Source organism: Rhizobium sp. SYY.PMSO (assembly GCF_046840415.1).
Lineage (GTDB): Bacteria > Pseudomonadota > Alphaproteobacteria > Rhizobiales > Rhizobiaceae > Rhizobium.
In genome coordinates, this window is record NZ_CP177350.1 from 1,013,028 (window position 1) to 1,032,326 (window position 19,299).

General features: G+C 62.5%; 19 protein-coding genes. 3 read left to right on the forward strand and 16 right to left on the reverse strand.

Annotated features, from left to right (window positions below; genetic code table 11):
- Positions 1–79: 79 nt before the first annotated feature.
- The 12 genes from ACJJVH_RS23050 to oiaX form a co-directional block, all read right to left on the reverse strand.
- A complete protein-coding gene (locus ACJJVH_RS23050) occupies positions 80–1,333 on the reverse strand; it encodes an extracellular solute-binding protein (protein WP_412065244.1) in 1,254 nt (417 codons plus the stop codon).
- An 81-nt stretch (positions 1,334–1,414) separates the two neighbouring features.
- Positions 1,415–2,059, reverse strand: a complete 645-nt coding sequence (gene dhaL / locus ACJJVH_RS23055; RefSeq protein ID WP_412065245.1) for a dihydroxyacetone kinase subunit DhaL — start codon at positions 2,057–2,059, stop codon at positions 1,415–1,417.
- A complete protein-coding gene (locus ACJJVH_RS23060) occupies positions 2,056–3,075 on the reverse strand; it encodes a dihydroxyacetone kinase subunit DhaK (protein ID WP_412065246.1) in 1,020 nt (339 codons plus the stop codon). The genes dhaL and ACJJVH_RS23060 overlap by 4 nt, the downstream gene beginning before the upstream one ends.
- A gap of 58 nt (positions 3,076–3,133) precedes the next feature.
- Entirely contained in the window at positions 3,134–5,014 is a 1,881-nt protein-coding gene (locus tag ACJJVH_RS23065) for a hypothetical protein (protein ID WP_412065247.1), read from the reverse strand.
- Entirely contained in the window at positions 5,011–6,045 is a 1,035-nt protein-coding gene (locus tag ACJJVH_RS23070) for a Gfo/Idh/MocA family protein (protein ID WP_412065248.1), read from the reverse strand. Before ACJJVH_RS23070 ends, ACJJVH_RS23065 begins: the two co-directional genes overlap by 4 nt.
- Position 6,046: 1 nt before the next feature.
- Positions 6,047–7,111 carry an ABC transporter permease gene (locus ACJJVH_RS23075; RefSeq protein WP_113357541.1) on the reverse strand — a complete coding sequence of 355 codons (1,065 nt, stop codon included), beginning with the start codon at positions 7,109–7,111 and terminating at the stop codon, positions 6,047–6,049.
- A complete protein-coding gene (locus ACJJVH_RS23080; protein ID WP_412065249.1) occupies positions 7,108–8,655 on the reverse strand; it encodes a sugar ABC transporter ATP-binding protein in 1,548 nt (515 codons plus the stop codon). The genes ACJJVH_RS23075 and ACJJVH_RS23080 overlap by 4 nt, the downstream gene beginning before the upstream one ends.
- A 2-nt stretch (positions 8,656–8,657) precedes the next feature.
- Positions 8,658–9,302, reverse strand: a complete 645-nt coding sequence (locus ACJJVH_RS23085; protein WP_412065250.1) for a DUF2291 family protein — start codon at positions 9,300–9,302, stop codon at positions 8,658–8,660.
- Positions 9,303–9,376: 74 nt separating this feature from the next.
- Positions 9,377–10,318, reverse strand: coding sequence for a D-ribose ABC transporter substrate-binding protein (locus tag ACJJVH_RS23090; protein WP_112799963.1), 942 nt, complete (start codon positions 10,316–10,318; stop codon positions 9,377–9,379).
- 79 nt (positions 10,319–10,397) lie between these two features.
- Positions 10,398–11,225, reverse strand: a complete 828-nt coding sequence (locus ACJJVH_RS23095; RefSeq protein WP_412065251.1) for a phosphogluconate dehydrogenase C-terminal domain-containing protein — start codon at positions 11,223–11,225, stop codon at positions 10,398–10,400.
- A gap of 97 nt (positions 11,226–11,322) precedes the next feature.
- Positions 11,323–12,657, reverse strand: a complete 1,335-nt coding sequence (locus ACJJVH_RS23100) for a four-carbon acid sugar kinase family protein (protein ID WP_412065252.1) — start codon at positions 12,655–12,657, stop codon at positions 11,323–11,325.
- A 5-nt stretch (positions 12,658–12,662) separates the two neighbouring features.
- The gene (gene oiaX, locus ACJJVH_RS23105) at positions 12,663–13,922 is read right to left on the reverse strand and encodes a 3-oxo-isoapionate-4-phosphate decarboxylase OiaX (RefSeq protein ID WP_412065253.1); all 1,260 of its coding nucleotides are present in this window, start codon (positions 13,920–13,922) and stop codon (positions 12,663–12,665) included.
- A 187-nt stretch (positions 13,923–14,109) separates the two neighbouring features.
- On the opposite strand from oiaX, the gene ACJJVH_RS23110 reads away from it, so the two are divergent.
- The 3 genes from ACJJVH_RS23110 (at position 14,110) to ACJJVH_RS23120 (ending at position 16,201) form a co-directional block, all read left to right on the forward strand.
- Complete coding sequence (locus tag ACJJVH_RS23110) at positions 14,110–14,814, forward strand: transcriptional regulator NanR (protein ID WP_412065254.1); 705 nt, start codon at positions 14,110–14,112, stop codon at positions 14,812–14,814.
- A gap of 105 nt (positions 14,815–14,919) precedes the next feature.
- Positions 14,920–15,132, forward strand: a complete 213-nt coding sequence (locus ACJJVH_RS23115; RefSeq protein ID WP_112799974.1) for a hypothetical protein — start codon at positions 14,920–14,922, stop codon at positions 15,130–15,132.
- 196 nt (positions 15,133–15,328) lie between these two features.
- Positions 15,329–16,201, forward strand: coding sequence for an undecaprenyl-diphosphate phosphatase (locus ACJJVH_RS23120; protein WP_113370937.1), 873 nt, complete (start codon positions 15,329–15,331; stop codon positions 16,199–16,201).
- Between the two features lie 74 nt (positions 16,202–16,275).
- Here the strand turns inward: ACJJVH_RS23120 and ACJJVH_RS23125 are convergent, their stop codons facing one another.
- The 4 genes from ACJJVH_RS23125 to thiM are packed head-to-tail and all read right to left on the reverse strand — an operon-like array spanning position 16,276 to position 19,290.
- Positions 16,276–17,040 carry a 3-oxoacyl-ACP reductase gene (locus tag ACJJVH_RS23125; protein ID WP_412065255.1) on the reverse strand — a complete coding sequence of 255 codons (765 nt, stop codon included), beginning with the start codon at positions 17,038–17,040 and terminating at the stop codon, positions 16,276–16,278.
- Positions 17,037–17,858, reverse strand: coding sequence for a bifunctional hydroxymethylpyrimidine kinase/phosphomethylpyrimidine kinase (gene thiD, locus ACJJVH_RS23130; RefSeq protein ID WP_412065256.1), 822 nt, complete (start codon positions 17,856–17,858; stop codon positions 17,037–17,039). Before thiD ends, ACJJVH_RS23125 begins: the two co-directional genes overlap by 4 nt.
- The gene (thiE, locus tag ACJJVH_RS23135; RefSeq protein ID WP_113392262.1) at positions 17,855–18,490 is read right to left on the reverse strand and encodes a thiamine phosphate synthase; all 636 of its coding nucleotides are present in this window, start codon (positions 18,488–18,490) and stop codon (positions 17,855–17,857) included. Before thiE ends, thiD begins: the two co-directional genes overlap by 4 nt.
- A complete protein-coding gene (gene thiM, locus ACJJVH_RS23140) occupies positions 18,487–19,290 on the reverse strand; it encodes a hydroxyethylthiazole kinase (RefSeq protein ID WP_412065257.1) in 804 nt (267 codons plus the stop codon). The genes thiE and thiM overlap by 4 nt, the downstream gene beginning before the upstream one ends.
- Positions 19,291–19,299 lie beyond the last annotated feature (9 nt).

Genomic DNA, 19,299 nt, shown 5'->3' on the forward strand with positions numbered 1-19,299 from the left:
GGCGGCTGACGCGTCGGCATGAAGGTGAGGGAAGCCGTCCGCCGCGATTGGCAATCGGATGGCGGCCCCCCTCGATCGATCAGGTGCGGCCCGAAATGAAGGTCTGCAGCTGCTTGGCGGCGTCCGCCGGCTGGATGTTGCCGGAGGCGACATCGTTGATCACCCGGAAGTATTCGGTCGTCACGTCAAGCGGGAATGCCTGGTCGCCATTCATGTAGACCTTGCTGTAGGTCTTGAAGATCTCAAGCCATTTCGCCTCAAGCGGCTTCTGGTCGGTATACTGGACGTTCTTGTTGACCGAGATCGAGCTGATCTGTCCGACGAGATCCTGCTGCACCTTCGTCGACAGGAAATAGTCGAGGAATTTCGCGGCAAGATCGGGGTTCTTGCTCTTGGTGCTGATGTAGTTGTACTCGGCAAAACCGTAGAGGCGGTTCGTATTAGTCGGGAACGGCACGACACCGTAATCGTCGAGGTTGACCTTGCTGCCGCTCAACTGGCTGACGAGCCAGTCGCCTTCCAGCATCATCGCGGCGCGGCCGGCGACGAACAGCGTGTAGGATTGCTGGTTGCTGATGCCCATGAAGGGCTTCAGCGTGTAGTCCTTGGTCCATTTGGCGAATTCGGCAAAAGCGTCGGTCGCGCAGGGCTCCTTGGTCCAGTCGGCCTTCATGGCCATGAGCGCATCATGCTTGTCGGCGCCGCATTTGGTTTCGAGCAGCACGTCCATCAGGCGCATGACGTGCCAATTGACCGAACCGCCAAAGGTGAAGGCCGGGATTTTCGCGGCCTTGAGCTTTTCGGCAGCGGCCAGCAGGTCCTCGTAGGTCTTCGGCTCCTCGGTGATGCCGGCCTTCTGGAAGAGCTTCTTGTTGTAGTAGATCGCTTCGCCCTTGAAGGTGAAGGGAACGCCGTGCTTGCCGCCGGGATAGAGATCGGCAAAGGCGGCGGCAGAGGGAAGCAGCTCGTCGCTCCACTTGTACTGCGTGTAGTATTTGTCGAGCGGCAGAGACAGGCCCGCCTTCACATATTCGCCGCCCAGGCCCAACCCGGCCCAGCTGAAATAAATGTCCGGCCCCTTGCTGGAGCCGGCGGCGACGCGAAGCGCGGTCTTGTGCTCATCGACGCCGCGTTGGACGATTTCGATGTGGGTGCCGGGATTGGCGGCCTCGAAGTCCGTCGCCACTTTCTTGAGGGCGGTATTGGCGCCCCCGTTATCGAAGTTCAGCGTCCATAGCGTCAGATCTTCCGCGGCGACATTGGTTGCCGAAAAAGCTGCCGCAGCGATCGCGGCAGCACCGAACCAGCGCGCATAATTGGAGTTGATAGCCATCTCCCGTCCTCCTCTGAGCAAAGCTGAGGGCGGTTTTGACAAATCGTCGTCAACATGTCAACTGGTATAATGAGGTAATCATTATTCAGATGTGAACTGATCCTTCAGGCAAGATATGACGATCACGGCCGAAGCCGCTCCCGGATCGATATGCCCCAGCGCCCGATCGCCAAGCCGCGACGACCGGCCTTTTGCCGCGATCATATCCTTCGTCGCTTCCGCTCCGGCTTCGCCGGCCTGCAAGGCGGCTATCAGGCATTGTGCAAGCGAAAGCCCCTGATCTCGCGCAGCACGACAGGCTGCTGCGGCCGGCACCCATGCATCGACCATGGTCTTCTCGCCGATCTCCGCCTTGCCCCGGTCCTGAATGCCCTTGGCAAAGGCCGAGACTATATCGACGATATCGCCGTCGTTCAGTGCCGTCTTGCCCTTGGCTACTGCACCCGCACGCATCAGAGCGGTCGCATACAGCGGCCCGGACGATGCGCCGACCGCATTGAGAAAGGATTTGGCGGCCGTGTTGAAAACCAGCGTCGGATCGGCCGTAGCCGAATCCAGTTCCGAGACTGCCTTGGCGGCGGCGGCAAAGCCAAGTTCCATGGCGATACCGTGATCGGCGTCGCCGATCACTCCATCCAGCTCGCAGAGGCGATCTTTCTCATGCGCCATCGCCACGGCGATCCGCGCAAACAGCGCCTTCAGCTCTTCCGTATCAATCGTCGTCATTGCAGCGCCTCGCCGGAGCGGAACATCGCGCAATCGCAGGGATGATCGATCAGCCGCTGCAATTCGTCGTCCAGGTGCATGAGGGTGATCGAGGCGCCGGCCATTTCCAGGGACGTACAGTAGTTCCCCACCAGCGATAGATGGATGACGAGGCCGGCATCGTCGAGCATCGCCTTGAGTTTGCGCATCATGATGTAGAGCTCCATCAACGGCGTCGAGCCGAGGGAGTTGACGAGCACGGCGACGCGGTCCCCGCGGGCCGGCCTCATCTCCTCGAGAATCTTGCCGGCAAGCTCGATCGTCACCTCATCCGCCGATTTCATCGGGCCGCGGGCAACGCCGGGCTCGCCGTGGATGCCCATGCCGATTTCCATCTCGTCGGCGCCGATTTCGAAGTTCGGCTTGCGCGTCTGCGGCAGCGAGCAGGGGGAGAGCGCGACGCCCATCGTATAGGTGCGCTCGTTCGCCCGGCGGGCCAGCCGCTCGACGTCGTCGAAACCATACATCAGATCGCAGGCAGCACCGGCTGCCTTGAAGATGAAGACATTGCCAGCAACGCCGCGGCGGCGCTCTTTCTGCGCGGCCGGCGCAGAGGCGATGTCGTCCGTCGTCAGGACGGTTCGCACCTCGATATCGTCCATGGCAAGCATTTCCGCCGCCATGTCGAAATTCATGACGTCGCCGGCATAATTGCCGTACATGAACAGCACGCCGGCGCCGCCGTCCGCGGCCTTGGCGCATTCGATGATCGGGTCCGGCGGCGGCGAAGCGAAGACGTTGCCGATTGCGGCGGCATCCGCCAACCCCTTGCCGACAAAACCGAGGAACGTCGGCTCGTGCCCCGAGCCGCCGCCGATGACCAGGCCGACCTTGCCGGCCCGCGGGCCATGGGTCGCCACGATCGAGCGCGGCGATCCTTCAACGGCGCGGAGATGGCGCGGATGAGCGGCCAGTACCCCGGCCAGCATCTCATCCACGGCGGCCGCGCCTTCGTTAATCAGCTTCTTCGTCTTCACGCAGTTCTCCCAAATCATTGCGATTGTTGGAAGTAACATGCGCGTCTGCGGGTGAAGGTCAATCCATCAAAGTTACGGAAGCGGCGGTATAGGCATCAAGTGCAAGCCTCGTGTTTCCGGGCTGCTTCACCGGGCGGAGCCCCTCAAGCTCGACCTGTTGCCTGATGGGGGTGATGTTGACCAGGTGGAGCTGGCGCGGCCCTTCGGGCTGCTCCATGACGAAGGAGAGGATCGCGGCCGGATCGGACGAGAGGCATTCCTGCCACCGGCTGCCGGCGAGACGAGACAGGCTCGCGACAGCGTTGAAAAGCGGTCGCGCCGTTCCTGCTGCCGACGGTTCGTTTTCCGCCGCGATCAGCCCGAAGGGGCCCGTCAGCGCCGAAAGCGTCAGGCACTCCAAGTCCGCATCGAGCACGCGGGCGGCATAGCCAAGCGCAAAGGCCGCGCCGAAGCGGGCATTGTGCCGAGGGTCGGCATTCGCCATGGCGATGCGTCCGCCGTTGGGATTGTCCATCGTCCGGCTGCCGTAAGGGTTCTGCCGCATGGGGATGGTCGAGGGGCCGATGCGATAAGGCCTATCTCCGTAAATGGCGCGCACGGAGCGGGTGATGAACGGCAATGCTTCGAGTGTCTGCATGACGCTGAGATCGTCGGCCGCATGAACGATCGGGTTGGTGCAGTGGGTGATGAAGTCGAGGCTGTCGGCAGGAACGCGTTTGCGATTGAGTTCTGTGAAATAGCTCAGCATGCCGCCGCCGAGGCGCATGCCGGGAAAGGCGGCGTGAGCGGCGGCATAGACCTCTTCAAGAGGCGGGCACTCGGGCCATTTGCTGCCGGGAGGCGTCGATTGCCGGTCGACCGACGGCGATATGACGATCGCATCCGGCCTGAAGCCGGCGTCGCGCATCCAGGTCGCGATCTGCCGTGCTTCGTCAAGCGGAGCTTGGCGACACGTCAATGCGATTTCCAATGTCGATCGGCCGGCATGAACCGCCTTGATCGCGGCGAAGGATTTTAAAACCTCCGCGCCATGGCCGGCGTCGGGATCGAAGTGAAACAGCAATTCCTGCGGCGCGATTTCGCTAAGGCGATCACGGGCGGCAAGCGTCGCCCCGACCTCTTCGGGGGTGATGACAAGCCCGATTGCAGGCATCCTGCCGGACTTCGTCCCCGGGCTCAGCGTGACCGGACCCGTATCCGCAACTTTAGCCGATACGGCCGGCGAAGATCGGATATCCTCTACCGTGAGAACGATCCTCTGCCGCATGGGCTCGCCGGCCGGGATGCGGTAGGGCCAGGGCAGGGCAAGCGGGCGAACATAGGTCTTGTAGGATGCGTCGGACCAGTTGCGCTGGTCTTCCATTTCGAATGTGTCGCCTTCCATACGGCATTGTGCCGTCACGTCCGGCATTACGCGATGGGTGATCGCCCGCATGTCCTTGAAAGGTTGCCATGGCTCGATCAGGTCGGGAAAGCGGGTGTCCCGGCAGCTGCCATCGACATGCTCCACCGATGCCGGCATGCCCGCGAGGCCGACGATCGGATGCAGGATGCAGAAGCCGCAGCGATTGGTCTCGAAGCCGGTGGCGGAGAGGGCTTCCGCTTCGAAGACGAGCGCGCCGCCCGCCTCGGCCGTGATCCGCACATCGACGGCGAGATCCGTGTTCAGAGGCCCCGCGCAACGCGCGACATAGGAGACGGAGAAGGCGTCTTGCCCCTGATCGATCCGCAGGTCGCCGATGGCGGGCGCATAGGTGCCCCAATCGCGATCGCGAACGAGGTAGGAGACGGCCCGCAGGACCTCGACGCCGTCATAACAGATGGTCCGCAGATTACCGTCCTTGAAATCGGCGGCCAGCTTGCCGGCGCTCAGCCGCACCGGCGGCGTCTCCGCCTCGCGCGTGCCGTAGAACTGAAACGTGTCGCTCTCGGTCGTCATTGCAGCATCGCAACGATATCGACCGCGCGGCCGCTGGCGGCGCTCTCATAGGCGGCCTCGACGAGCGCGAAGGTCTTGAGATTGTCTGCGCCGGAGGTGGAGGTCTCGCCGCCATCGGCGAGGCGGTCTGTCCAATGCTGCTGGATCGCCAGGACGCTCTCCTGAATGTTGTGCCATGGACGCGAGGCCCAGGGCAGAAGCTGCGGCGAGGCATCGGAAACGGCAATGCCGTCGGGGCCGTTGACCTCGAGGCGATAGCCCTGCGACAGCCGGAGCGTGCCCTTCGTGCCGTCGAGCTCGATCAGCGTCTCGGGGAACGGCTCCACGGCGGGCTTGGAGGCGTAGCTGACGTCGACGATCGATGTTGCGCCGTTCTCATGGTCGAGCAGGATGGTGGCGACATCCTCGCCCTTGATCTTCGGATTGACCCGCTTGGTGCGGGCCGTGAGCGATGTGACGTCGCCGAGGATGAAGCGGGCGATATCGAGCGTGTGAATGCCCAGATCCTCGATGATGAAGCGCTCTCCCTCGGCCAGATAGGGCTGGCCCGAGAAAACGTCGTAGCCGGAGCGAAAGGAGAAGCGGCCCCAGAAAGGTTCGCCGATCGCCCCCGACTGCAGGATGGCCTTGACCGCCTGAATGGGCGTCTGCCATCGGAAGTTTTCATGCACCATCAGCGGCACGCCGGCCTGCGCGCAGATAGCGACCATCGACTTGGCATCGTTCAGCGTCTTTGCGAACGGCTTCTGGCAGATCGCCGGGATCTTGTGAGCGGCAGCCATTTCCACCAGGGCGCGGTGGCTCTGCACGGTCGTGGCTATATCGACGAAATCGAAGCCGCCGTCGGCAAACATCGTGGCGGCATCCGTGTAGCGGCGCTCGATGCCGAACTGGTCGCCGACGATCTTAAGACGCTCTGGGTCACGATCGCAGATCGCGACGATATCAGCGCCCCTGACGTCTTTCCACGCGTGCATCTGATTGATCGCGAAGAAGCCGCAACCGATCAATGCGCCCTTGAGTCCTGCCATTTCAGCCTGCCTTTGCCATTTGCATGAGAGTTACGCGCTGCTGGAGACGCCGCTGCGCCTGATCCACGACCACGGCGACGATGATGACCAATCCTTTAATGACCATCTGCCAGAAGGATGACACGCCCATCATCACAAGGCCGTCCGAAAGGATGCCGATCACGAAGGCGCCGATGATCGTACCGCCGATGGTGCCGCGGCCGCCCGACATGGAGGTGCCGCCGAGCACGGCCGCCGCGATCGCATTCAGCTCGAAGCTTTCGCCGGTCGCGGGATGCGCCGCCATCAGCTCCGACGATATGACGATGCCGACGATGGCAGCGCAAAGCCCCGAGAACATGTAGACGAAAATCTTGACCACATCGACCCGGATGCCGGACATGCGCGCGGCGCGCTCGTTTCCGCCCACGGCGAAGATATGCCGCCCGATCGGCGTCGAGCGTGCGACATACGCGGCGATCAGCGCGAGTACGATCAGGATCCAGATGGAAACCGGAAGACCCAGCAGCCGGCCGGCGCCGAAGACGTCGAAGCCGGTCGTATCGTATTCCGACCGCCCGACCAGATTGGGAAAAGTCTGCCCATCCGAGGACAGGAGCGCAAGGCCGCGGGCGACATAGAGCGTTCCGAGCGTGGCGATGAAAGGCGCGACGTTGAGCTTGGTGATAAGCAGGCCGTTGATGAGGCCGATCAGCAGCCCGACGGCCAGGGTGATGAGAATGATTTCGTAGATGTTGAAGTAGACGGTGTATCCGATCGGCAGATCTATGCCGTTCAGGATAAGGGCGCCTGCCACCATGCCGCAGAGACCGACGATCGAACCGACCGAGAGGTCGATGCCGCCGGTCACGATCACGAAGGTCATGCCCATGGCGAGAAAGGCGTTGAGCGCGACATGCTTCGACATCAGGATGATGTTGGCGGTCGAGGTGAAATTCGGCGCGAAGATCGCAAAGAAGATAATCACCGCAAACAGCGCAATGAAGGTCCTGAGCTTCATCACCGTCAGGAGAACAGAGCCGTTCGAGCGGTTGGCCGCAAGGCCGGAGGACGTATCTGCCGTCATGACGCGAGTTTCCCTTTGTGTCCGTGTCCCTCGGCGGATGCCGCGATGATGGCCTCTTCCGTCGCTTCGCTTCTGTCGAGCACGGTCACGAGCTTGCCGTTGCTGAGCACTGCGATGCGGTCAGAAAGAGCCATGACCTCTTCAAGGTCCGATGTCGAAAACAGGATTGCCAGTCCCTTGCCGGCAAGCCGGCGCATGGTGCGAAAGACGTCGGCCTTTGCGCCGACATCGATGCCGCGGCTCGGCTCGTCCATCAACAGCACCTTCGGGTCGGTCATGAGCGCCTTGCCGATGACGACCTTCTGCTGATTGCCGCCGGACATGGATGTGACCTCGAAATCGGGATTGGGCGCCTTGATCGAAAGGTCGCGGATCATGTCGCGAATGGCGCTCTTTTCCGCCGCCGCATCGATGTGGACGAACAGACGGGTGAAACGGCCGAGGCTGGCAAGCGTCAGATTGCTGGCGATGGACAGGACCTGCACCAAACCCTCGCGCTGGCGATCTTCGGGGATCAGGGCCAGGCCGCGCCGGATGCGTCTGGTCGTATCCTGCGCGCGAACCTCAACGCCATCGACGTAGATCCGCCCGGTGGAATGCGTATGCCGGCCCATGACGCATTCGAAGAATTCGCTGCGGCCGGCCCCCATCAGGCCGTATATTCCGAGTATCTCGCCGGCACGTACGGAAAGCGAAACATGATCGACGGCGAGGCCGCCGGTGCGTCTCGGCAAGCTGATGTCCTCGGCACGAAAGGCTTCCTTGCCGATGGTATGGCTGCTGGATTTGGCAAAGTCCTTGGCATCTGACCCGATCATCGAGCGGACGATCCATCGCGTGTCGATATCGCGGACCATCGCCTGGCCGGTAATCTGACCGTCGCGCAGAACGGTGATGTAGTCGCCGATGCGCATCAGTTCTTCCAGCCGGTGCGAGATATAGACGATCGCAACGCCCTGGGCTTTCAGCTCGGCGATGACCTTGAACAGGACATCGACCTCGGCGGCGGAAAGCGCCGATGTCGGCTCGTCCATGATCAGGATGCGGGCATCCAGCGAAATCGCCTTGGCGATTTCGACCAGCTGCTGCTGTCCGATCGGCAGGTCCTCGACCATGGTTTCGGCGCTGATGTCGGCGTCGAGTTTCCTGAGGAACTCATTCGCCTTGTCGATCTGAGCCTTGTGATCGATGCCGAGAATGCCGCGGGTGATCTCCCGCGTCGCAAACATGTTCTCGGCGACCGACATGTTGGCGAAGAGGTTGAGCTCCTGGAAAATCATGCCGATGCCGCGCGCCTGTGCATCGGCCGGGCTGCCGAAGGACACTTCCTTACCCTCGAGCAGGATGCGGCCGGACGTCGGCCGTTCGACGCCTGCGATGATCTTCATCAGCGTCGATTTGCCGGCGCCGTTCTCGCCCACGAGAACATTGACGGCGCCGCGATGGAGCTCGAGGTTCGCGCGCTTGACCGCGACAATGCCGGAATAGACCTTCGAGACTTCCTCGAGGCGCAGGATGATGTCGTTGCCGGAGGCGGTGTTCATCGTCATTGCCCCAATGTCAGGGCCGAAGGAGTCACCAGCGGCAATTGGCCCGACATGGGCTGGGGAAATGCGCCTGTGACGGTGACCGTCTTTCCGGCCAGGCCGTCGCGAGGAAGGGTGCCGAGAAAGGCGGCGTTGATCTTTTCATTGAACGCCTTGCCGAACTGTGCCCATTCGATCTGGTTCTTGAAACTGTTGAAATCGACGAAATCCAGCGCGTCGCGAAGCGCCGTTCCGCGGATGGCCGGTCCGATCTGGACCTTGGCGTCGGCTTTGCCGTCTCCGTCGACGTCAACGTCCAGCGTCGCGGCGCGCGACGCCGTGTCGGCCGCGACTACCCTGCCGCTCAGCTTCACGGCATAGGTCCATGGCGAGCCGGATTGCTTGCGTGGGTTGCCGTATCTGGCTCCGGCTTCGTCCGGGCTGGCGGCAAGGGCCTGCAGCACCGCTTTCAGGTCGCCGGCGCGCTTTTCAAGGCTCGGTATCGCCTGGGACTGCCAGATGGCATCGACCCGGGCAGCCGGATCGAAAGCGTTCTTCGCCTCTGCGGCGGCCTTTTCCTCGGCCGTCGGCGTCTTGACGATCTTGCATCCGGGTAGCGCCGCGATCAGTAATGTGGCCGCAATCACCCCTGCGATCCTCGCCATGCAATGCACCTCAATCTCTCGACGAACAGGGCGGAGAGCGTGGAGCACGCTCTCCGCGACTGCATGGTTGACCGTTAGTCCTTCAGCGCGAAAGTCTCGAGCTTGTCGGCATTGCCGGCGTTGATGAGAACGCAATCCATCAGCTGCTTCTCTTCCTTCGGCACGGTCTTGTTCTTGATGTACGCATCGGCCTGCTGCACGGCCATTTGCGCCTGTGCATAGGCAGGCTGAAGCACCGTTGCCTTGATACCGCCCGCCTTGATGGAATCGCGCACGTCGTTCGATCCGTCAAAGCCGACGACGATCACATCCTTGCGGCCGGCAGCCTGAAGGGCGGCAATCGCGCCCATCGCCATGGTGTCGTTGCCCGAGATCACGCCCTTGATGTCGGGATTTGCCTGAAGGATGGTTTCCATCTTGGCGTAGGCTTCGGTCTGGCTCCAGTTCGCCGACTGCTTGGCCACGAGCTTCAGGTCCGGAAAATCATCGATGACATCGTGATATCCCTGCGAGCGGATGCCGGCATTGGTGTCGGATTCCTTGCCGACGAGCTCGACATAGTTGCCCTTCTCGCCCATGAGCTTGACGAATTCCTGCGCGCCGAGCTGGGCACCCTGATAGTTGTTGGAAACGATCTGGGCGGCGGCGACGCCGGTGGCGTTGATTTCGCGGTCGATCAGGAAGGAGGGGATGCCGGCATCCTTGGCCTTCTTGACGGCAGCTACCGTCGCATCCGCACCGGCATTGTCGAGAATGATGGCTTTGGCACCGCGGCCGATTGCCGTGTCGATGACTTCCGACTGCTTGTTGGCATCGTCGTCATGCGTCATGACAAGCGTTTCGTACCCCAGCTCCTTCGCCTTTGCCTCAGCGCCGACGGCCTCTGCCTTGAAGAACGGGTTGTCGTGGGCCGGCGTGATGATGGCGATCAGGTCGGCGGCGAATACGGGCATTGCCGTTCCCAGGGCTAGCGCACCGGCGAAGGCTGCAAGTGTCAGTCTGCGTGTCAGTTTCATGGTCTCCTCCCAGTTATGAAACAGGCCCTGTTCCCGGCAGGGCAGCAAAGGGAGGGCGGCGCCCTCCCGGGGACGTCGATCAGGTGATGCGACGGATGCTTTCCGCAATCTCCTGCGGCTCGAACACCTTCTTCCAGTCGTCGCGCATCAGCGCGGGGATGCCGAACTCGATCGCCTTGTTGCAGGCATCCGAGAACACGCCTTCCACTTCCTTGAAGATAACGGCGCCGAGCACGTTCATGTGACCCAGAAGGAAGTCGCGGGCGGCCTCGGCCGGAACACCGCGGGCAATGCATTCATCCATGGCCTGGCGCATGATGACGAGCAGCGACGCGCAAACCGTTTCCGAAAGGCCCGGTTCCAGCATCGCCATCTGCTCGACGGTGACGCGGTGCGAGCGCATGACGGGCGCCCAGATGACCTTGGCGATTTCCTCGCCGAGCGCATAGGTGCTCTCCGGCCCCTGCATCAGTGCCGATACGATGTGCTGCTTGGCAAACAGGCCGCCGAAGTGATCCTTCTTCGCCTGCATGTCGGTTTCGTCGTTGAAGATCGGCGGATGGCACGGGTGGGTAACGAAATAGGTGAGGTCTTCCCGCTTGGGGAGATGCCCCGCGAAGGGGGCGGCGGCGTCGAGAGCGACGACCATGGTGCCTGCCTTCAGCTTGTCGACGATGCCGGCGGCGACCTTGCCGATCGCCGTATCCGGCACGGCAAGGATAACGACCTCGGCACCGTCCAAAGCGGCGTCGACCGGCACGCAATCGATGGAAAGGTCGTTCTTCAGGCGGGCCTTGCCGGTATCGCTGACCTCGACATGGCGCACATCGAAACGGGAACCTTTCAGGTTCTTGGCGAGCCTGTAGCCCATTTTGCCGCCGGCGCCGAAAAGAGCAATTGCAGTCATGTTCGTACCTCGTTCACTTTCAGAGTGTGGTAACGCAAGTGGTATGATGAGTCAATGAGTATGCCATTAGTCCGAGCGAAAAAATGGCATATCCGTCTCAGGATCCTCTGCCGTCGCGGATCTGCGCGAAATAATCGTCGGTCCCGACCTGTCCGCCCTTGAGGGCGATCTGCAGACCGTTGGTGGGGGGGTAACTGCCATGGGCCGTGCAGAGCGGCGATCCGGGGGTTTGCGGTAATGGCAGGAGGGTCGTGAGTGCCTCGACGCGCAGTTCCGTCAGCGCGTGGCTCGATGTGTCGCCACCGGCAATGACGGCGCGGCCGAGGTTTTCCTGTTCGATCAGGCGCCGCAGAATCGTGCCGAGGGCCTGCCCGAGGCGATGCCTTGCGCCGGGAATGCGGTCGATGTCACCGCCGCGATCGGCGGAAGGCCCAAGCGCGGTATGAAGAATGACGCTGCGACCGGCTTTCAGGCTGGCAATGCCGTTCTTGACGGCCGCGTCCAGCGCGCTCGCGGCGCTTTCGCCGACAAGCTCCAGCGGATCGAGGTCGATGCCGTCAAACCCGTCGGCCGCGGCGCGGCGAATCTGCCGCTCCGTGGTTGGCGACACGCTGCCGGAAACGACAGCCAGCCGATCGACCCTGCCAGGAGATGCGAATTCCGGCCTTGGTCCCATCAGGCCCTCGCTGCTCCAGGCGCTCAGAAGGGCATATTCGACACCGGAGGAGCCCGCCACGAAGGCGTTGCCCTTGTCCGCAAGGCGCCACAACTGGCGTCCTGCTGCAATTTGCGTTTCCGGGCCGTCGACGTCGAGAAGCAGGATGCCCTTGGTTTCGGTCGCGAGTTCATCGATTCGCGCGTCCGCATCGGCTGCGCGGATGGTGACGAGATCGGCGAGGCTGACGGGAAGGGATGTCTGTTTTCTCAGGTGCAGGGTCAGGTCGGCCTCATCCATCGGAGTGACCGGGTGCCGGCTCATGACCGGGTGCCGGTCTATCCGGAAGACCCGGCCCTGATAGGCCGCGAAGAGATGGCCGAAGGCGGTGTAACGTTTCAGCTGCGGCGCTCCAACCACGATCGGCACGACGGGCTGTTCGAAGAGCGATTTGCCGATCTCGATCGCCTTGCCGATGTTGCCGATGTCGGGGCCTGAATCGAACGTGGAGCAGACCTTATAATGGCATATCGCCGCATCGAGGCTCCTCAGCCAGTGGAACGCCGGCGTCAGATGTTCGTCCATCCATTGCGGCGTTTCACTACGGCTGGTGCCGGCAATGCCGATGGCGCGGCAATCCTTGAATCGCTCCCGCATGGCCTCGCTCGGAACGCCGAGAAAGAGAACTGTCGGCACGCCGTTCGAGGCAAGAGCCTCCATGACATCGGTCGAGCCGGTGAAATCGTCGCCGTAATAGCTGAGAAGAAGATCGGACATTGCTGTCAGGCGTCCTTGCCGCTGCTGAATTTTGCGATCGAGGCGGCAAGCTCGGGATGGTTCCTGGCATAATCCGCAAGCGGTATGTCGGAAACCGCGGCCTGCCACGCCTGCTGGATGGCGCGAACGCCGGCAGCCGGCCCGAACGGATGGCTGACGATGCCGCCGCCGCAGAGATAGAGAAGGTCCGTGGTCCGCCCCGTGCGCTGGTAGGTTTCCGGCGCCTGACCTCCCCATTGCCCGGAACCCGCGACGGGAAGCGGACAGTCCGTGGGATCGAACAACGGCGTGCTGATGGCCTTGAAAGACTCGACGAAGCTGTCGTCCGGCTCCCAGTATTTGACCCGGATGCCGTTGATCTGGAATTGATCGACGCCAAGCAGGCGCCAGAACTGCTGATAGACCTTGAAATCCATTCCGGCGCCGGGATGACGGGTCAGCACGTCCCAACCGTTGCGATGCGCGTGCAGAACCAGGCCGGAGCGCTTGCGCAGGAAACTCATGCCGCCGAAGCCGATGGAGTTGATGTTGACGACGGCGCAATTGCCGCCGGCCTTCAGCACCAGATCGTGGTTGCGCATCATCTCGTCGGGATCGGCATGCGAGATGCCGAACGCATACATCACCTTCTTGCCGGTCTTCTGCTCGTGATCGAGGATCAGCGGCATGATGGCCTCGACGCGCTCCTTCAGCGGCGAATAGGCCGGGCTCATCAGCTTTTCGTCGTCCTTGATGAAATCGACGCCCGAGCCGATCAATTCGCCGACAAGCGCTGCCGTTTCCTTCGGCCGCAGGCCGAGTGCCGGCTTGACGATGGTGCCGATGATGGGCCGGCCGCTGACGCCGGTCAGGCGCATGCTGCCGGCAACACCGAATTGCGGGCCGGGATGCGCATCGCGAAAAGCCTCCGGCAGCTTCATGTCGACGATGCGGATGCCGGTCATGCCCTTGATCGAGTAGACACCGCCGATCGCGATGGTCATGAGCGCCGCCAGATCGGTGCCGATCGCATCGAGCGGAAAAGCTATGTCGATGTCGGCGCGGTGGATCGGGCCATGTCCCTCGGCCGCTTCCGGCCAGGTCGGACGATCGATGTCGGGCAGGGGACGGATCGCGATGACGCGGGCGGCGACGCGCGCCTTCAGCTCTTCCGTTTCGCCCGGCACGGCAACGAAAGTTCCGGTCGATTGATCGCTGGCGATCTTGCGGGCCATCGCTTCGATGCTGCCGGGCGTTTCGATACGATAGGTGACGGTGATGGTCATGGACGGCTGAACGCTCCTCTCGCCCACGATTTTTCGCGTGGCGCAAACTGGTAATCTGGTATAATGAGTATTCCAACTTCTGCAAAGACTTTTTTGTCCGGCGGCGGATACCGCGTTTCGTAATGGGGCTTCCGCCGGGACAACAAAAATGCATAAGGGAGGAAAAGCTTTGAGAAAGCGGGGTTCCATGGGCCAGCCAGTCGAACAGATTGTACGTCGAAAGCTGTCTGACGAGGTATTCGATCGGCTGGAGCGGTTGATCACCTCGGGAGAGCTCAAGCCTGGCGACGAGATGCCATCCGAGCGTGTCCTCATGGAGCGATTCGGTGTCGGCCGTCCGGCAATCCGCGAGGCCATGCAGGCGCTTGCCAATATGGGGCTGGTGAATATTTCGCACGGCGAGCGCGCCAAGGTGTTGCAGCTCACGGCAAAATCGATCTTCCGACAGGTCGATCTGACCGCCAAGATCATGCTGTCACAATCGTCCGACTCGCTCGAGCAGCTGAAGAGCGCCCGAATTTTCTTCGAGCGCGGCATGGCGCGCGAAGCGGCATTGCGGGCAACGGAAAAGGATGTCACCGATCTTCACGAGATCATCGAACGGCAGCGCGCGTCGCTGGGGCATGCGGAGGAATTCATTTCGGCCGACATGCAGTTCCACACGCGCATTGCCCAGATTTCCGGGAATCCGATCTTTGCCGCCGTCAGCGAAGCCATGCTGGCATGGCTGAAGGCATATCACACCGACATGCTGATCTGGACGGGTAAGGAGAAGTTCACGCTGGTCGAGCACGAGGAAATCCTCGCGCGCATTGCCGAGAATGATGCCGATGGAGCCGAGCAGGCGATGCTCAAGCATCTGGAAAGGTCGCGCGCGCTCTATACGAAATGACAGGCTCCCCGGTGGGCTCGCCTGAACGATGGCACGGGGGCGTATTCGTCCTAATTCCTCCCCAATCCTCATAGTATCTGACAGGATGCAGATGAGGTGTACGCGATGGTCAATTTCATTCACCGCAATATGGCGCTTTTTCTGGCGCCCGTCCTGACGGCGGTTGCCATAACCGCCTACAATCTGACGTGCCTTCTGGTCAGACATCATCACACCCTGGCACACGAGATGCATCGAGCCGCAGGCGCTCTTGTGCTGGTCGTCGTATTCTATGCGATCCTCCGCTACATGCAGTCATTGCCGGAAGACGACGGTTAGAAACCCATTGAACCTGGCAATTGCCGCGGATGTCTTCAGACAGGGTTCAGCGTGGCCGGCTATCGTCGGCCGTTCCTTGATGCGGAATCGGCGAAGCGTCTGACGGCTTTCGCGGTTTTCGTGTTGGAAAACAGTTTCGCAGCAAGTCGCCGCACCGGTCCGGTGCAAAGCCCCCGAGAACTGAGGATGTCAAAACGTGGCTGATGTTTGTACGCAAGGCGTAGACACGGGCTTTGTTGCCCTGGGCTATGCCAAGATCGCAATCCTGGGCGTCGTGCAGGGATTGACGGAGCTGCTGCCGGTCTCCTCCACTGCCCATATGCGCCTGGTGCCGGCCTTGCTCGGCTGGCAGGACCCGGGTTCGGCCTTTTCGGCTGCGATGCAGCTTGCGGCTCTTGCCGCGATCGTCTCTTATTTCTGGAGCGATGTCCGTTATGTCGCCTTCGGGTCGCTCGACGCCGTCAGGCGAAGGGATTGGCGCTCGCCTGCGATGCGGCTTGCGATTGCCATCGTGATTGCGACCGTACCGATCGTCATTGCGGGCCTTCTGCTGTCGTCATCCCTGAACGCCTGCGGAACGTCTTTCCGCAGCCTTTGGGTGATCGGCATCGCCTGCCTGGTCATGGGGCTGCTTCTGGCTGTCGCGGAACTCTACAGCCGCCACAGGAAAGGCATCGAGCAGATGACGCTGATGGATGCCCTGATCGTCGGCATCGCCCAGGTCGGCGCGCTTGTTCCCGGCGTCTCGCGCTCCGGCTCGACGCTGACCGGTGCGCTTTTCCTCGGCCTGAAGCGCGACGAGGCTGCTCGGTTCTCATTCCTGCTCGGCCTGCCGGCCATCGCGCTTGCCGGCCTGAAGGAGCTTTTCGAGCTCTATAAGGCGCATATTCCCATGGAAGCCTGGTCGGTTCTGATCGTCGGCCTTGTCGTCGGAAGCATATCGTCCTTCGTCACCATATGGGGACTTATGCGCTTTCTGGAGCGCTTCTCGACTTGGCCCTTTGTCGTCTATCGCATAGTGCTCGGCGCCGTCATTCTCTTCGGTGTGCTGACCATGGGCTGGGCCTGAGCCATCTGAACCATCCGAACGGCATGCCGGGAAATGGCGCTGCCCGTTAAGGCAGCGCCATTTTCGTTCCGGGGCTATCCGAATACGAGGCCGCCATCGACAATGAGGTTTTGCCCGGTGACGGCGCGTGCCCACGGGCTGGCGAAGAAGAGAACCGCATCGGCCGCCTCATCGGGGGTGGTAACGCGGCGCAGCGGCGTATTCGCGGCGATGATGTCGAAGACGGCTTCCGGCGTGGCGCTGCTGGCATCCGTCGTGCGCAGAAGGCCGCCGGATACCATGTTGACGGTGATCCCCAGCGGGCCGAGCTCGGCGGCAGCCGTACGGGTCAGCGACAGCAGCGCCGCCTTGGCGGCGGTATAATCGTGATAGGGCACGACCGGATTCTGGAAGAGATTCGTACCGATGGTGACGATCCGGCCGAAGGCCACCGATGCCATTGCCGGTCGTGCCGCCTGTATGAGGTTCAAGGCCCCCTGCAGCGCGGTTTCCAGCTGTATCGCCATTTCTCTCCAGCTCAACGCGTCCAGTTTCGAGCGCGCATCGCCGTTGAAACTGAAATCGGCCAGCGCATTGTGAACGACCGTCGTCGGTGCTCCGAAATGCTCCGTCACCTCTGCGACCAGTCGTTTCGTCTCTTCGAGGTCGCGAATATCGGCCTGAAAGGCTTTCGCATGGTCGCCAAGCCGTGCGGCGAGCGCCTCCGCCTGCTCGCGGCTGGCGCGATAGTTGATCGCCACCTTCGCGCCTTCCCGGGCAAAGGCCGTTGCGATGGCGGCACCAAGACCGCGCCCCGCGCCCGAAACGATGACGATCTGCTCCTTGATTGGCAGGCTCATTTCCTTACTCCTTCTTTGTCTGCCCATAGCGCATGGAAGTGCTGGACAGGCCCATGACCGCTTCCAACGGAAAGCTGGCCCGCGGCAGCCACCGCAGCGGCGAGATAGGCTTTGGCCGCGGCAACGGCTTCGGCAAGCGGCAAGCCCCTGGCGATTCCCGCAGCGATTGCGCTGGAGAGCGTGCAGCCCGTTCCATGCGTGTTCTTCGTCGGCAGCCGTTCGGCCTCGAACCAGGTCAGGCGGCCGTCGCCTGCCAGCACATCCGGACTTTCGTGACCCTCCAGATGGCCGCCCTTTACCAGGACCGCCGAAGACCCGAACTCGGCCAGCGCAAGCGCCTGGCGCGCCATGTCCTCGCGGCTTCGCGCTTCCGGCTCGTGCAGGAGGGCCGCTGCCTCGGGCAGGTTCGGCGTGATGACCGTTGCCAGCGGCAGCAATCGGGTGGTCAGCACGTCGACGGCATCGGCGGCAAGCAGGGCTGCGCCACCCTTGGCAATCATGACAGGGTCGAGCACGACGGGCACATCGCGATGTCGCGCCAGAACATCCGCGACGGCGCCCGCAATCGCGGCGTTGGCGATCATGCCGATCTTGATGGCATCGACACGGATATCGGCAAAGATGGCGTCGATCTGCTCCGCCACGAATTGGGGCGGGACCGGATAGACGCCGGAAACGCCCTGCGTATTTTGAGCCGTCAATGCCGTCAGGACGGCCATTCCATAGACGCCGAGGGCAGAAAAGGTTTTCAGGTCGGCCTGAATGCCGGCGCCGCCGGAAGGATCGGAGCCGGCGATGGACAAGACGTTACGGATCATTGGCGGGCCTCCTTGATGGCGTGCGCGATAAGGGCCGTGGCTGCCCGCGGGTCCGGCGTGCCGCATATGGCGGAGACAACCGCCAGACCGTCGGCGCCGGCCGAAAGAACCTTCGCCGCGTGCTCTGCCTTGAGGCCGCCGATCGCGACCGTTGGAACCGGGCAGAGCCTGACGATGCGGGCAAGGCCGTCGAAGCCGATCGGCTGCTTGTGGTCGGGCTTGGTCGGCGTTGCAAAGACCGGCCCGACCCCGGCATAATCGACGATGCCGGCATCTATGGCGGAAGCGAGGGCCTCGGTTTCCACCGAAAGGCCGAGGATCATATCCGGCCCGATCAGGCGGCGCGCCTCGGTGGCGTCCATATCCTCCTGACCGATATGGAGGCCGTCGGCGCCGATGGCGATGGCCGCCTCGACATTGTCGTTGACGATCAGCCGGGTATTGCTCCCTTGCAGGATCTTTTTGAGGGCGAGACCCGTTTCGATCATCGCGGCAGCCGGAGCGTGCTTGTCGCGCAACTGTACGATCGTGGCACCGCCGGCAACAGCCGCGCGAGTGGTCTCGATCATGCCGATGTCGGCGCAAAGCACGGGATCGAGGACAAGATAGAGCGAGAGATCGAAGTCTTTCATGCCGCCGAGATCCTTGCTTCGCGGTCCAGCACTTCCTTGTCCAGGCCGGCGAGCGCATCGAGGAAGCGCCAGGAGAAGGAGCCCGGGCCGTTCGCAGCCGTTGCCGCCTGTTTCCCGGCGACGGCAAAGACGGCAAGTGCGGCCACCGTTGCATCCAATGCCGCATCCGGCGCCGTTGCGGCAAAGGCGCCGACAAGGCAGGTGAGGGAGCAGCCGAGCGCGGTTACTTGCGGCATGAGCGGCGAACCGCCCGCAACGCGCCGTGCCTGCCGCCCGTCGGTCACGAAATCGGTGACCCCTGTGACGGCGACGACGCAGCCGTGCCTTTCAGCCAGTTGCCGTGCGGAATCTTCCGCCTGCTCGACGGCGTCGCGGCTGTCGACGCCCTGGCCGCGGCTGGCGCCGCCGGCAAGCGCGATGATCTCGGATGCGTTGCCGCGAACGATCGTCGGCCGCAGCTCGATCAATCGGGCGACGGCATTGCGGCGAAACGCCGTGGCATGGTGAGCGACCGGATCGAGGACCCATGGCTTGCCGGCCGCGTTGGCCGACTGCGCGGCCTTCAGCATGCCCGCAAGCCAGCCGCTCGAGAGCGTGCCGATATTGATCGTCAGCGCGCCGGAGATGGCGGCGAATTCGCCCGCTTCCTCTTCGGCATGCACCATGGCCGGCGATGCGCCGGCGGCAAGCATTACATTGGCGGCGATATTCATCGCGACGAAATTGGTGATGCATTGCACCAGGGGCGGGTTGGCCCGCATGGCGCCAAGCAGCTTGCCCGCTGTGATCTGATCTCGCATATCGGCCCT